This window comes from Enterobacter sp. SM3 (assembly GCF_009811935.2).
GTDB classification, from domain to species: Bacteria; Pseudomonadota; Gammaproteobacteria; order Enterobacterales; family Enterobacteriaceae; genus Enterobacter; species Enterobacter asburiae_D.
Window position 1 is genome coordinate 694,317 of sequence record NZ_CP099971.1, and the last position, 13,359, is coordinate 707,675.

Annotated in this window: 15 protein-coding genes and 3 tRNA genes; 8 read left to right on the top strand and 10 right to left on the bottom strand. The window is 53.3% G+C overall.

Features of this window, described 5'->3' with window-relative positions; genetic code table 11:
• Positions 1 to 15: 15 nt before the first annotated feature.
• The 3 genes from GVO84_RS03170 to GVO84_RS03180 all read right to left on the bottom strand — a co-directional run bounded on the left by GVO84_RS03170 (position 16) and on the right by GVO84_RS03180 (position 1,965).
• Positions 16 to 657: a TetR family transcriptional regulator gene (locus GVO84_RS03170; protein WP_159515467.1), complete on the bottom strand. Its 642-nt coding sequence runs from the start codon at positions 655 to 657 to the stop codon at positions 16 to 18.
• Positions 658 to 724: 67 nt separating this feature from the next.
• Positions 725 to 1,198, bottom strand: a complete 474-nt coding sequence (locus tag GVO84_RS03175; protein WP_020885295.1) for a threonine/serine exporter — start codon at positions 1,196 to 1,198, stop codon at positions 725 to 727.
• Positions 1,189 to 1,965 carry a threonine/serine ThrE exporter family protein gene (locus GVO84_RS03180; RefSeq protein ID WP_023334415.1) on the bottom strand — a complete coding sequence of 259 codons (777 nt, stop codon included), beginning with the start codon at positions 1,963 to 1,965 and terminating at the stop codon, positions 1,189 to 1,191. Before GVO84_RS03180 ends, GVO84_RS03175 begins: the two co-directional genes overlap by 10 nt.
• A 410-nt stretch (positions 1,966 to 2,375) precedes the next feature.
• Here GVO84_RS03180 and GVO84_RS03185 point away from each other — a divergent pair, with 410 nt between their 5' ends.
• Positions 2,376 to 3,113 (top strand): helix-turn-helix transcriptional regulator, encoded by a 738-nt coding sequence (locus GVO84_RS03185; RefSeq protein ID WP_121424961.1) that lies wholly within the window; start codon positions 2,376 to 2,378, stop codon positions 3,111 to 3,113.
• On the top strand, positions 3,110 to 3,745 hold the full coding sequence (gene bglJ / locus GVO84_RS03190; RefSeq protein WP_159515704.1) for a DNA-binding transcriptional activator BglJ: 636 nt from the start codon (positions 3,110 to 3,112) through the stop codon (positions 3,743 to 3,745). The genes GVO84_RS03185 and bglJ overlap by 4 nt, the downstream gene beginning before the upstream one ends.
• A 38-nt stretch (positions 3,746 to 3,783) precedes the next feature.
• On the opposite strand, the gene GVO84_RS03195 is transcribed toward bglJ, so the two are convergent.
• Entirely contained in the window at positions 3,784 to 4,242 is a 459-nt protein-coding gene (locus GVO84_RS03195) for a YbaK/EbsC family protein (protein ID WP_008502085.1), read from the bottom strand.
• A 328-nt stretch (positions 4,243 to 4,570) separates the two neighbouring features.
• Between GVO84_RS03195 and GVO84_RS03200 the strand changes: the two genes are divergently transcribed.
• Positions 4,571 to 5,917 carry a PTS sugar transporter subunit IIC gene (locus tag GVO84_RS03200; RefSeq protein WP_159515468.1) on the top strand — a complete coding sequence of 449 codons (1,347 nt, stop codon included), beginning with the start codon at positions 4,571 to 4,573 and terminating at the stop codon, positions 5,915 to 5,917.
• Between the two features lie 95 nt (positions 5,918 to 6,012).
• On the opposite strand, the gene fhuF is transcribed toward GVO84_RS03200, so the two are convergent.
• Both fhuF and GVO84_RS03210 read right to left on the bottom strand, forming a co-directional pair.
• The gene (fhuF, locus tag GVO84_RS03205; protein WP_159515469.1) at positions 6,013 to 6,801 is read right to left on the bottom strand and encodes a siderophore-iron reductase FhuF; all 789 of its coding nucleotides are present in this window, start codon (positions 6,799 to 6,801) and stop codon (positions 6,013 to 6,015) included.
• 95 nt (positions 6,802 to 6,896) lie between these two features.
• On the bottom strand, positions 6,897 to 7,961 hold the full coding sequence (locus GVO84_RS03210; RefSeq protein WP_159515470.1) for a GGDEF domain-containing protein: 1,065 nt from the start codon (positions 7,959 to 7,961) through the stop codon (positions 6,897 to 6,899).
• A 215-nt stretch (positions 7,962 to 8,176) separates the two neighbouring features.
• Between GVO84_RS03210 and GVO84_RS03215 the strand changes: the two genes are divergently transcribed.
• Positions 8,177 to 8,446 carry a DUF1435 domain-containing protein gene (locus GVO84_RS03215; RefSeq protein ID WP_032660829.1) on the top strand — a complete coding sequence of 90 codons (270 nt, stop codon included), beginning with the start codon at positions 8,177 to 8,179 and terminating at the stop codon, positions 8,444 to 8,446.
• A 41-nt stretch (positions 8,447 to 8,487) separates the two neighbouring features.
• On the opposite strand, the gene GVO84_RS03220 is transcribed toward GVO84_RS03215, so the two are convergent.
• From GVO84_RS03220 to rsmC, 4 genes are all read right to left on the bottom strand, one after another.
• A tRNA-Leu gene (locus GVO84_RS03220) sits at positions 8,488 to 8,573 on the bottom strand.
• Between the two features lie 33 nt (positions 8,574 to 8,606).
• Positions 8,607 to 8,693, bottom strand: a tRNA-Leu gene (locus GVO84_RS03225).
• 28 nt (positions 8,694 to 8,721) lie between these two features.
• A tRNA-Leu gene (locus GVO84_RS03230) sits at positions 8,722 to 8,808 on the bottom strand.
• Positions 8,809 to 8,980: 172 nt separating this feature from the next.
• Positions 8,981 to 10,009, bottom strand: a complete 1,029-nt coding sequence (gene rsmC, locus GVO84_RS03235) for a 16S rRNA (guanine(1207)-N(2))-methyltransferase RsmC (protein WP_121424966.1) — start codon at positions 10,007 to 10,009, stop codon at positions 8,981 to 8,983.
• A 102-nt stretch (positions 10,010 to 10,111) separates the two neighbouring features.
• On the opposite strand from rsmC, the gene GVO84_RS03240 reads away from it, so the two are divergent.
• The 4 genes from GVO84_RS03240 (at position 10,112) to prfC (ending at position 13,316) form a co-directional block, all read left to right on the top strand.
• Positions 10,112 to 10,525, top strand: a complete 414-nt coding sequence (locus GVO84_RS03240; RefSeq protein WP_063143283.1) for a DNA polymerase III subunit psi — start codon at positions 10,112 to 10,114, stop codon at positions 10,523 to 10,525.
• Positions 10,494 to 10,937: a ribosomal protein S18-alanine N-acetyltransferase gene (rimI, locus tag GVO84_RS03245; RefSeq protein ID WP_063143284.1), complete on the top strand. Its 444-nt coding sequence runs from the start codon at positions 10,494 to 10,496 to the stop codon at positions 10,935 to 10,937. Before GVO84_RS03240 ends, rimI begins: the two co-directional genes overlap by 32 nt.
• Positions 10,938 to 10,957: 20 nt before the next feature.
• A complete protein-coding gene (gene yjjG, locus GVO84_RS03250) occupies positions 10,958 to 11,635 on the top strand; it encodes a pyrimidine 5'-nucleotidase (protein WP_032660825.1) in 678 nt (225 codons plus the stop codon).
• Between the two features lie 91 nt (positions 11,636 to 11,726).
• On the top strand, positions 11,727 to 13,316 hold the full coding sequence (prfC, locus tag GVO84_RS03255; RefSeq protein WP_023334426.1) for a peptide chain release factor 3: 1,590 nt from the start codon (positions 11,727 to 11,729) through the stop codon (positions 13,314 to 13,316).
• The last annotated feature ends 43 nt before the right edge of the window (positions 13,317 to 13,359 follow it).

The following is a 13,359-nucleotide window of genomic DNA, read 5'->3' on the forward strand; positions in this document are numbered from 1 at the left end:
TAATTGCAAGCAATTTTATGGGCAGGTGTAGCGGAGCGCTACCTGAACGGCCATTTTGCGATAGTGCTGGCGCTGGGCCTGTTCGTCCGCACCGTCTTCAAACAGGAGCGTGAAGGTGTAGCTGTTGGCAACGTAGTGAAAGCTGAAGCTGCTTATCAGACGGTGAAGATCGCGGGCGTCGACCGTCTGGCTGAAGAGCTGTTTTTCTTTGCCCCGGCGCAGGATCTCCTCCAGCAGGTCGAGCGCGCTGCGGTTGACCTGACGAAGATAGCTCGACTGCTGCATAAAGCGGCCACGCTGCATGTTTTCCATGCAGATAATCCGGATGTAGTCGGGATGGTCGGCATGATAGTCAAAGGTGGCTTCAACCAGGTCGACCAGCGCTTCAACAGGGGGCATTCCCGCCAGGCTTAGCGCTTTTTCACTGGCGCGAATCTGGGTGTAAACGTGTTCCAGCACCAGGAGATAGAGATTCTCTTTATTTTTAAAATGGTAAACCACCATGCGTTTGGTGGTACCCGCTTTCTCCGCGATCTGCTCCATGCGGGCACCGTTCAATCCATACTCAGCAAAAAGCGCGATGGCGCTCTGAAAAATTTTCTCTTTCAGGCTGGATTCTTCGCCGTGATCGGGGTGTTCGCTGCCAGGGTTAGCCACATCCTTTCCTTATTTTCACCAAACGGACCAGAAGGATTATCTCCATGGCAGCGAAATAACACAAATATCAAACGCGTGGGCGTTTGCGGTACAGCCACAGTCCGGGGATCGACAGCCCGATAGAGAGCGCGCCGACGATGGACGAGGCCTTAAGAAAGTTGCTCAGGAGGAGGATCATCTGGGGCTCGGTGTAGCCAAAATGGCTGATTTTCACCGCGGAAATCATCGCCGTATACGCAGATATGCCCGGGAACATCGGGATCACGGCGGCGACGGTGAACACCTTGGGATGCGCCAGATACCAGCGCGACCACTGGATGCCGATACTGCCGACCAGCATGGACGCCATGAACGTTGACCATTCGATGTTAAAACCCGCGGTCATCATCACCATTCGCGAGCCATGGCCAATCGCGCCCAGCAGCGCACACCACGGCAGCGCGCGTTGCGGAACGTTAAATACCATCGCAAAGCCGACGGCAGGAATGGCGGCCAGAAGCATGTCCTGCGCCAGCGCCAGCAGAAAATCTATCACGCCCATCCGCGTAACCCCCAGAGTGTCATAGCCATAACAACGCCGATGCAGGTCGCCAGCGTCAGCAGGCTGGCGATAGCCCAGCGTGCCAGGCCGGTATTGATGTGCCCTTTAAACATGTCGGCGACGGCGTTGATCAACGGAAAGCCCGGGACCAGCAGAAGCACGCTGGCGGCCATGGCAATCGTCGGGGTGTTAGCAAACTGCGGCAGGCGCAGAAGCAGGCCGGAAACCGTGGTGGCGACAAACGCGGTAATGCAGAAGTTAATTTGCGGATGCAGCTGCCGGTGCGTCAGCAACTGGCGAACATACATGGCGATACTGCTGGCAAAAAAGGTGACGATCGCACCGTCCCAGCCACCTTTATTGAGCTTACAAAAGCAGGCGCACGACAGGCCTACCATCAGCACGACAAGCCAGCGCGGATAACGTAACGGCTTAATTTGGTTGAACCGCTTTTCAATTTCATGGAGATCGAGAAGCTTGTGTTCAGCAAGGATCACGATGTGCTGCACTTCGGTCACGACGTGCATGTTAATGCCGCGGTCATGGTTTTTGCGGGTGGAGGTCAGGCACTGACCGTCTTTGATGGTGGTCAGCACAATGGCGTTGGATGAGATAGCGCTTTCAACGCTATCCATACCCAGTGCCACTCCCAGCCGGGTTGAAAGCTCCTCAACCAGCGCGCTTTCCGCGCCGTGCTGGAGCAGAAAAAGACCGCACTGAATACATAGCCGCGTGATAGCACGCTGCGTTGACCGATCTGCCTGCATGTATTGTCCTGAAGAAGATGGAAAGTTGCCGGTTGGCCCATAGTGATTACTTTTAGCACAAAGAGCCGTGCCTCTTGCTGTGGGCCAGATCAAGGTTTATGCAAACAGTTTCCGCCCGTATCGCGAAAGGGGAGTGGGATTAATTTATCAGTGCGGTGAATTATTAATATGGAAATATAGAATATTTGTATTTAGTTATTCTAATTTTATATTGTCGTTATTTTAATGGCTCCGCAATTAAATTTATTTGCGCTTTATGAGATATTACCGCTGTTTTAGGCATTTCTTAAACTAAGAACTTATCTCATCTTCTGCTTGTATTAATCAGTTTTACACTCAGGGACGAAAATACTCATACATTGATGCGTTTTAACGTGACTCATCAAATGAAGAATGGACACGGAGGGTCTATGTTGTCATTGCATGGTAAGCGCGGCGTGGTCATTAGCCGGATACCCGTGATGCAAAACGGGTTAGGGGGCTTGATGGCACGCCATTTCCCGGATTTTGAATTGACCTATTGCCGCTCACTGCAGGAGCTAACGCTGCTCCAGTTACGCCGCGCGGATGTCATTATTGCCGATGTTTCAGGTGAATACAGGAATCCTCGGGGCACCCTCGAAGAGTATTACGGTTTATTGAATCAATACCGGGACATTCACTGGATCTTTTTAGTTTCGCGGCCGCTTTATCCTATTGCGGTTGAGCTGCTTATGCGCCCGGAAAGTACGTTGCTGTCTGATATGGAGCCCATTGAAGGCGTGGTGAACGCTATTCGGGCAGGTAGCGAGCGGGCAGAGCGGATAAGCCAGACGTTATTAACCCCGGAACCTCAAAGTACGGAGGATGAAGACGAACACGTTATCGCGCTCACGCACTCGGAACGCAAGGTACTGCGTCTGCTAGGTAAAGGATGGGGGATTAACCAAATCGCCACCCTGCTCAAGAAGAGCAATAAAACCATCAGTGCGCAGAAAAACAGTGCGATGCGACGGCTGTCCTTACGCAGTAATGCCGATATGTACGCCTGGATCAACAGTACGCAGGGAATGAGAGAGCTGAGTTTGATGTCAGCCTATGGAGAGTTCGAGGAATGGAAAAAACCGATTCAACAAGACATATCGCCATCGTCGAAAATTGCACGATGAGTGCCGTTGGGCTACAGCATCTTTTTGCCATGCCCGGCCTGAACCAATATCAGCTGCATCTGTTTAGCGAATTTGACAGCTTTAAGAAAGCACTTCAGCACGTCAATTTTTTCTCGCTGATCTATTCACTTTCCGATGCGCGAGAGGAACGTCGTAACTGTCTGGCGCACCTGCGGGACCTCGCGTTTACGCATGGTCATATCCAGCGCATTATCCTGGTCGCTGATGAGACGGAAGCACGGTTAATTAGCCATCTTTCGCCGTCACGCCTTCACGGTGTGGTCAGTAAATCGCTGACGCTTGAGCACCTGCAGCAGGAACTTATGGTGTTGTTGAGTGAAACGCTGCGCATCAATGACAATATGATGAATCACTGGTACCGGAGCCAAAACAGAATGTTAAGCCCAACGGAACGGGCAATATTGCGTTATATGTCTTGCGGTTATTCTATTCCTCAAATCGCGGCACAGCTTGAACGCAATATTAAGACCATCCGGGCGCATAAGTTTAATGCGATGGTGAAGCTAGGGGTGAACTCTGACGTCGGGTTGCTCGATGCGGCGGATATTATTACTCACCTTCCGGCAAGAGAACCGCGAAGTTCGGCACTCGGCAAGCCGACCTTTTTATAACCTGTCCGTTGCGCGCCAGACAGGCTCTGGCGCATCAATCAGATGCAAACATCAACCCACTTTGCGGAAGTCAGCTCTGCCATTCTGTCAGGTGAAATACGCACGGCACTGTGAATTGCGCCTGCTGCGGGCAGGACTTCGGCGTACTGCTTTAATGAGATATCGCAGTAAACCGCGAGCGGGTTTTCCAGCCCGAACGGGCACACGCCGCCAACGGGATGACCGGTGATGGTCACCACTTCATCACTGCTGAGCATGCGCGCTTTCGCACCAAACGTATCTTTCAGCTTTTTGTTATCCAGGCGCGCATCGCCTTTCGCTACCACCAGAATCACCTCATTTTTCACCTTTAATGACAAGGTCTTGGCGATTTGTCCCGGTTCAACACGATGGGCGGCAGCAGCCAACGCAACGGTAGCGGTACTCTGACTAAGTTCAATTACGTCTATATCCGGCGCGTTGTCGGCAAAAAACTGCTGTACAGACTGCAAACTCATTGTTTCCTCCTGACAAATATCCTGCGTAATCTGTCATAAGAATTTATGCTCTGTAAATATCTCTTAAGTAACAAATATCCAGAACGGCTGATTTCTGGATCCTCTTCACATTCACAGAAACCGGTTACAGTAACCGGTTGCAGAGCGTGATGCGTCGATTAATACTGAGTACGTAACGTCCCCTGTATCCAATAATAAGAGCAAATTATGAAACCATTTCGTCTGAGCAGTACCACTGGTACACAAGCCAGCAAGGTTGTGAAGCTGATTTATGGAACAACGTGCGGCGCGAATGTGCCCGTAACAAACGTCTGACAGGAGATCTGCCATGTCTGCCAACCATGCTGCGTTTAACCTGATATTCCGTTTCGTTGAAAATTACGTGAGCCCGATTGCCGGGCGGATCTCTTCCCAGCGTCATGTCATGGCTATTCGTGATGGGTTCATCTCCGCGATGCCATTTATGATTGTGGGTTCATTTTTGTTAGTGTTCGCTTACCCACCTTTTTCGCCTGATACCACCTGGGGTTTCGCCCGCGCCTGGCTGGATATGGCGAAGCAGTTTGAAGGCCAGATCCTGACGCCGTTTGATATGACGATGGGCATTATGTCCATTTATATCTGTGCGGCGATTGCCTATAACCTTGGCAAACACTATGTCAAATCGCACCAGTTAGATCCGTTCATGTGCGCCATGCTGTCGCTGATGGCGTTTCTGCTGGTCGCGGCACCGAAAACCAAAGGCACGCTTCCTGTCGACAGCCTGGGTGGCACGGGGATTTTTACCGCGATTCTGGTGGCGATCTACTGCGTTGAGATGATGCGTTTCCTCAAGGCGCATAACATCGGTATTCGCCTCCCAGACCAGGTTCCTCCGATGATCAAAAACTCTTTTGATCTGCTGATCCCAGTGCTGGTGGTGGTGTTAACGCTCTATCCTCTGAGCCTGCTCATTCAGTCTCAGTTCGGCATGCTGATCCCGCAGGCCATTATGTCGGTCTTTAAACCGCTGGTGTCCGCGGCGGATTCGCTGCCTGCGATCCTGCTGGCCGTGTTGATTGGCCATCTGCTGTGGTTCGCCGGGATCCACGGCGCCGCCATCGTCTCCGGGATGCTGCAGATGTTCTGGCTGACTAACCTGGGCGCTAACCAGACCGCGCTGGCCGCCAGCCAGCCTCTGCCGCATATTTTTATGGAGGCGTTCTGGACGTTCTTTATCGTGATTGGTGGGTCGGGCGCCACGATGGGGCTGGTGATTTGCTATCTGCGTAGCCGTTCAGCGCATTTACGCTCTATCGGGCGTTTGAGCGTGGTACCCAGCTTCTTTAACATCAACGAACCCGTCATTTTCGGTACGCCGATTGTGATGAACCCGGTGTTCTTTATTCCATTCCTGCTGGCACCGATGGTAAATGCCGTGCTGGCCTGGGCGGCGATGACCTTTGACCTGATTGGCCGCGTCATCTCAGTGGTCCCCTGGACGGCACCGGCTCCGATAGGCGCAGCGTGGGCTCTGGGCTGGGATTTCCGCGCGGCTATTCTGGTTGTGGTTCTGGCCTGCGTATCGGCAATCATCTATTACCCGTTCTTCAAAGTGTACGAGAAGCAGCTGCTGGAGCAGGAAGCGGAAGAAGCGCAGCGTAACGCGGAAGAGGACAATCAGCAGGTGGCCTAGGTAAAAGCAAAACGGCAACGCATGTTGCCGTTTTTAGTGTTTGTTCCCTCTCCCACAGGGAGAGGGGCAGGGTGAGGGTATCAGGCCGGGCCTGACTACTTCAACGTGCAATCCCCGCACTGCTTAACGTCCGGCAGGCGGTAGCGCTGGCAGCAGGTGCGGCGAACCAGAAGCCCATCACGGAGCACGACGGTACGGAATAACGGGTTGTCACGGCCATCGGAAAGCTGTTTTGCAAAGAAACAGGACTGACGCAGGGCGTCAACGTTCTCATCACCAAGCAGAGGCTTCATTTCCGTTAAATACCAGTGGATTAGATACCCCGTATTGCTCCAGATAAGCTTCCCATTAATCTCTCCCGTCGCTTCAAGCGCTTCCACCACCGGGATCAGGGCCTGCGTGATAAGCCGCTCCATGCGTTCCTGAGCCGTCAGGCGTTCCGCGTTCTGGTCTTCGTGAAGATCGATCCAGAAGCAGGCTGCACGCCCGGTTTCGTGGAACTCGACGTGGAAATTATCCGGCGAGAGTTCCAGCATGCTCTTTTGCGTTAACAGCGCCAGCATGAGGGGAGGCACCATCAGCCCGATATACCACTGCGCCCAGAGTGAGAGCAGAGGTTTATTTTCCCGCGTAAGGGTGGGCTGATTGCGATAGATATGGTCGGAATAGGTGGCCAGCAGCGATTGCAGTTTTGTCGGTTGGCGCCACTCTGCGAGCGTCATGGCGTGGTTCGGGGGCGCTTCATCAAGCCGGATAAAGTCCAGCAGGTGGGCGCGCGTCTCCGCAATCTTATCCCGTATGGCATCCGCAAGCGAAGCATTCCCGCTGGTGAGGGGGGCTCGCCAGAGGAGGGGTTCGACGATGTGTGCGGTTTGCGTGGCCATAGTATAGATAGAAATCTAAATGATAATGATTGCCAATCCTAACTATTGCTCATACCAATGGCAAGACTTTTGTCCTGGTGACATCGCCGCGATGTTTACGCCGTCTGTAGCTCTTCACTCAACAGAATGTTATTGCGCCCCATATGCTTTGCTTCGTAGAGGGCTTTGTCCGCTTTTTCCAGCGCGCCTTCCACGTCTTCATCCTCGAAAATAGCAATACCAATGCTGATGGTGACGTTTGTCGCGACGCTCTCGTTAAACAGATGCGGTATTTTCAAATCGTAGACTTTCTGACGGATCCGCTCGGCCGTCTGGCGAGCATGCTCGAGTGAAATATTGGTCAGCAGCACCATAAACTCTTCCCCGCCAAAGCGCGCCACAATATCGCGAGAACGCACGGCGTCGCGGATTGCCGCAGAGACGCGCTTCAGCGCCTGGTCGCCCATCATATGGCCATAATGGTCGTTATAGGCTTTGAAGTGGTCGATATCCATCAGCAGGACAAAGTGCTCGCCATTTTCTACCGTCGGCAGGTTCTCCAGACGGCTTTGCAGACCGCGACGATTATAGAGCCCGGTAAGCGGGTCCATCATGCTGAGATCGGTAAGGGTTTCTCGCTCTTCCAACAGGCGAGAGAGCAATTCCTGAGCGAAACGATCGTTACGTCTTTGCAAAATGTTATGAATAGCAATTGCCACCACAGGAAGTGCGAAAGAATAGGTCATTCTCAGCCATATATCGTGATCGCTTAGCCACAGGCAGACAATAAAGGTGGGCAATGAGTGCAGCGTAAATGCTTTGATATTACTGGCGAATGCAAGCGTTCCGATAAAAAGTACCGTCAACAGGGTAATTAGCAAATACGTCGCATGGTCGTGGGAAATTAAGGCGAATTTCGACACAATTTGCCAGGCCCATAAAATACCGAAGATCCCTGAAACAACAGGAATATTTATCTTCCGCGCGCGCTTTCTCCAGTGCCAGACGAACAGCCCTGTGCTGATGGAGAAAATAGCAATAAGTGGTGCAGATAACAGGCGTACGGAATTGAGCGGGTTTGTTACCGAGAACACTGCCGAGGTTGCGTTCAGAAATAAAAACAAACGTAACGACAATTGATATTTTCTGTGAACCAAAGACCGCCAGGATTGTGATGTCATAGTCGTGCGTTTTTATTAAAATTTAATTAAAACAAATAAGTAGGTGTTGTTTCGCAATAAAATATGCAAAAAACTCAAAGAGTAATTATCAGAAAATCTTTAGGTGTTGTTAACAGGTGTGCAATTTATCACCTTAGGCAATTCCTGTCATTACGGGAAAGGTAAAGGTCGATGGATTTTGATTCATTTAGCTGACAAATGATAATCTCTGTCATATGATATTGGTTATCATTATCGTTGTGAGAGGGCAGATCATGTTGAACAGGGCGCTGGGAAGTGGTTGGGGGGTATTGCTACCGGGAGCCATTCTCGGCGGTTTGATGTTTGCCGATCTCTCCCTTGATACCTGGAAAGCGATCATTGTGTCAGGCCTGTTAGTTACGTCAGGCATGATCTGGCATAAGCAGCTACGCCACTTTGTTTTACTGCCATCCTGCGTAGCACTGGTCAGTGGAATTCTGGTAATACTGATGAGTTTGAAATAACAGGGAAAACAAGAGGAACTTCAGAGGGGATGTAAGATAATTGGTGCGAGGGGGGGGACTCGAACCCCCACATCCTAAGGACACTAACACCTGAAGCTAGCGCGTCTACCAATTCCGCCACCTTCGCACAGTCATCTTACTATTGTTGATATCGCCTCGTTGGTGCGAGGGGGGGGACTCGAACCCCCACATCCGTAAGGACACTAACACCTGAAGCTAGCGCGTCTACCAATTCCGCCACCTTCGCCCAGTGCGAGCAATATCATCGTGATTTATGGTGCGAGGGGGGGGACTCGAACCCCCACATCCGTAAGGACACTAACACCTGAAGCTAGCGCGTCTACCAATTCCGCCACCTTCGCATACCATCGATACTGTAAAAGTATCGTAACCACGGAGGCGCATTCTAGATGTTTTCAGCTTTACGTCAACTGAAAAGTGCTCACCTTTTATTGATTGCTGCAAAAATGGCCGGAACGGAGACGCCTGCTTGCCGGATGACGATTGCGCTTATCCGGCAAGCAGGAGTGGAGATTACTTTTTGGCCTGACGCGTCATCACGGTACGGTAGACCTTGAAGCGACCGGTCTGGGCGATCACTTCGTGGAAGCCGAAGGTTTCGTCCAGCACTTTCGGGTACGCCAGGAAGGCGTTCGCAACGATACGCAGCTCGCCGCCGCTGTTGAGGTGACGGGTTGCGCCACGGATCAGCGTTTGTGCCGCTTCAAGGCTGGTCTCCATGCCGTCGTGGAACGGCGGGTTGGAGATAATCATGTCGAAGCGACCGGTGACGTCAGAGAAGACGTTGCTGGCAATCACCTCGCCTTCAATGCCGTTTGCGGCAAGCGTTGCGCGGCTGGCTTCTACCGCCGGGGCGCTTACGTCACACAGGGTTAAACGGACTTTTGGTGAATGGCTGGCGAGCACGGTAGAGAGCACGCCAGCGCCACAGCCCACGTCCAGCACTTTGCCTTTGGTGTGCGGCGTCAGGGTGGAGAGCAGCAGCTTGCTGCCCGTATCCAGCGCGTCACGGCTGAACACGCCCGGCAGGGTTTTGATGGTCAGGCCGTCAAGCTGGTACTCGTCCCAGTAAGCCTGTGGATCGAACGTTGTCTGTTTTTCCAGACGGCCATGGTACAGACCACAGCGGCGAGCGCTGTCGACTTTGTTCAGCGGGGCGTAAGCTTCCAGCATCTGTTCTGCACTGCGCACGCCGCTGCGGTTCTCACCCACCACGAAAATATCGCAGCCGACCGGCAGCAGGGAGAGCAGGTTCATCAGCTGGAACTGGGCTTCCGGTTTGTTCTTCGGCCAGTAGTAAATCAGCGTATCGCAGTCGGCGATATCGCTCTGCTCCGCCACCAGACTAAAGCGCGCGCGCTCGCCCATCTGGCGGCTCAGCACCTGCCAGTGGTGGTAGTATTGGGTATGGGCACGGCTTTCAGCACAGTCGAAACGCGCAGGCAGGTCATCCTGCATATCTCCGGCAAACAGAATACGGCTTTCTTCGAAATCATCACTGTGACGCAGCAAGACTTCACTTGCCGGGGTAAATGCAGACATGAATTGTTCCTCAATAAACTCAGGCGGGGATTATAGTAGGTAGATGGCGCACTTTCGACACATTTGCTATATTTGCGCGCCTGAGAGACAGGAGTTTTCCCTATGACATCCCGACGAGACTGGCAGTTGCAGCAGCTGGGCATTACCCAGTGGGCTTTGCGTCGCCCGACGGCGTTGCAGGGCGAAATCGCCATTTCCATCCCTGCGCACGTACGCCTGGTGATGGTGGCGGAAGAACTGCCTGCCCTGAATGAACCCCTGATCGATGATGTCCTTCGCAGCCTGAAGATGACGGCCGACCAGGTTTTACAGCTGACGCCAGAGCGTGTCGCGATGCTTCCTCCTGATAGCCGCTGTAACAGCTGGCGTATCGGAGAGACAAACGAGATCCCCCTCCAGGGGAGCCAGATCTCCACGCCAGCGCTGGACGAACTGAAAGCCAACCCAAAAGCGCGCAGCGCGCTATGGCAACAAATCTGCGAATATGAACACGATTTCTTCCCTCACGACGACTGACCTGACCACCGCGTTTGCGATTGAAACACGCGCCCACGCGTTTCCGTGGAGCGAAAAAACCTTCGCCAGCAATCAGGGCGAACGGTATCTGAACTACCGACTGGACGTTGACGGCACCATGGCCGCCTTCGCGATCACGCAGGTTGTTCTTGATGAAGCGACGCTGTTTAATATCGCGGTTGATCCCGCGTTCCAGCGCCGTGGGCTGGGAAGAGAACTGCTCGAGCACCTCATCCGTGAGCTCGAAACCCGTGACGTTTTCACCCTGTGGCTGGAGGTGCGCGCGTCGAATGTCGCCGCCATCGCGCTCTATGAAAGCTTAGGCTTTAACGAGGCGACAATCCGCCGTAACTACTACCCCACCGCAGAGGGACGTGAAGACGCCATCATAATGGCTCTGCCGATTGGATAATAAAAAATAAGGTTGTAACGATGAAATGGGACTGGATTTTCTTTGATGCCGACGAAACGCTGTTTACGTTCGATTCGTTCGGCGGACTACAGCGGATGTTTCTCGACTATAGCGTGACCTTCACCGCTGAAGATTTTCAGGACTATCAGGCGGTAAACAAGCCGCTGTGGGTGGATTACCAGAACGGTGCCATCACCGCGTTACAGCTTCAGCACCAGCGCTTTGACGTCTGGGCGGAACGCTTAAAGGTCAGTCCGGGGACGCTGAACGAGGCGTTCCTGAACGCGATGGCCGATATCTGTGCGCCACTGCCGGGCGCGGTTTCCCTGCTGAATGCATTGAAAGGCAAGGTGAAACTGGGGATCATCACCAACGGTTTTACCGCCCTGCAGCAGATCCGCCTCGAGCGCACTGGCCTGCGCGATCATTTCGACGCGCTGGTGATCTCCGAAGAGGTGGGTGTACCTAAACCGGATCCGCGTATTTTCGATTATGCGCTGTCGCAGGCCGGTAATCCTGACCGCGATCGCGTACTGATGGTGGGTGATACGGCAGAGTCAGATATCCTGGGCGGCATGAATGCCGGTCTGTCGACCGTCTGGCTCAATGCGCATGGCCGCGTGAAGCCAGAAGGCATCGAGCCGACTTGGACCGTAACGTCGTTGAACGAACTGGAGCAACTCCTGTGTAAACAATGATTGCCTGCCCCCCATTGATGGGTAAAATAGCCGCAATTTTGTATTCCATGATGCGTGGCGTGCTGCCGCGCTTATAAAAGAAGATTTAATTATGACGTTGTCTCCTTATCTGCAAGAGGTGGCCAAGCGCCGCACTTTTGCCATTATCTCGCACCCGGATGCCGGTAAAACGACCATCACCGAGAAGGTGTTGCTGTTCGGACAGGCGATCCAGACCGCCGGTACCGTTAAAGGCCGTGGCTCCAGCCAGCATGCAAAATCTGACTGGATGGAGATGGAAAAGCAGCGTGGTATTTCGATTACCACCTCCGTGATGCAGTTCCCGTATCACGACTGCCTCGTGAACCTGCTGGACACCCCGGGCCACGAAGACTTCTCTGAAGATACCTACCGTACCCTGACGGCGGTGGACTGCTGTCTGATGGTGATCGACGCCGCGAAAGGTGTAGAAGACCGGACCCGTAAGCTGATGGAAGTCACCCGTCTGCGCGATACGCCGATCCTCACCTTTATGAACAAACTCGACCGTGACATCCGCGATCCGATGGAAGTGATGGACGAAGTGGAAAGCGAGCTGAAAATCGCCTGTGCACCCATCACCTGGCCAATTGGCTGCGGTAAGCTGTTCAAAGGGGTGTATCACCTCTATAAAGACGAAACCTACCTGTATCAGACCGGTAAAGGCCACACCATTCAGGATGTTCGCGTGGTGAAAGGTCTGGATAACCCTGAGCTGGACGTGGCAGTCGGCGAAGAGCTGGCCGCGCAGCTGCGCGACGAGCTGGAGCTGGTGAAGGGCGCGTCTCACGAGTTCGACAAAGAGCTGTTCCTGAGCGGTGAAATCACCCCGGTCTTCTTCGGTACCGCGCTGGGTAACTTCGGCGTTGACCACATGCTGGACGGTCTGGTGGAGTGGGCGCCGCGTCCGATGCCGCGTAAAACCGACACCCGTGAAGTGGAAGCAAAAGAAGAGAAATTCACCGGCTTCGTGTTCAAAATTCAGGCCAACATGGACCCGAAACACCGCGACCGCGTGGCCTTTATGCGCGTGGTGTCCGGTAAGTATGAAAAGGGCATGAAGCTGCGCCAGGTGCGTACCGGTAAAGACGTGGTGATTTCTGACGCCCTGACCTTTATGGCGGGCGACCGTTCGCACGTTGAAGAAGCCTATCCGGGCGACATCATCGGTCTGCACAACCACGGCACTATTCAGATCGGCGATACCTTCACCCAGGGCGAAATGATGAAGTTCACCGGTATTCCGAACTTCGCGCCGGAGCTGTTCCGTCGTATTCGTCTGCGCGATCCGCTGAAGCAGAAACAGCTGCTGAAAGGCCTGGTTCAGCTCTCCGAAGAGGGCGCCGTGCAGGTGTTCCGCCCAATTGCGAACAACGATCTGATCGTGGGCGCAGTCGGTGTGCTGCAGTTCGACGTGGTTGTTGCACGTCTGAAGAGCGAGTACAACGTGGAAGCGATTTACGAGTCTGTGAACGTCGCGACCGCGCGCTGGGTTGAGTGTTCTGACGTGAAGAAATTCGAAGAATTTAAGCGTAAGAACGAAATTCAGCTGGCGCTGGATGGCGGCGATAACCTGACCTATATCGCACCAACCATGGTAAACCTGAACCTGACGCAGGAACGTTATCCTGACGTCCAGTTCCGTAAAACCCGCGAGCACTAATCCCCTCTCAGAGCACGGCTGCCGCCGTGCTCTTCTTTAATTC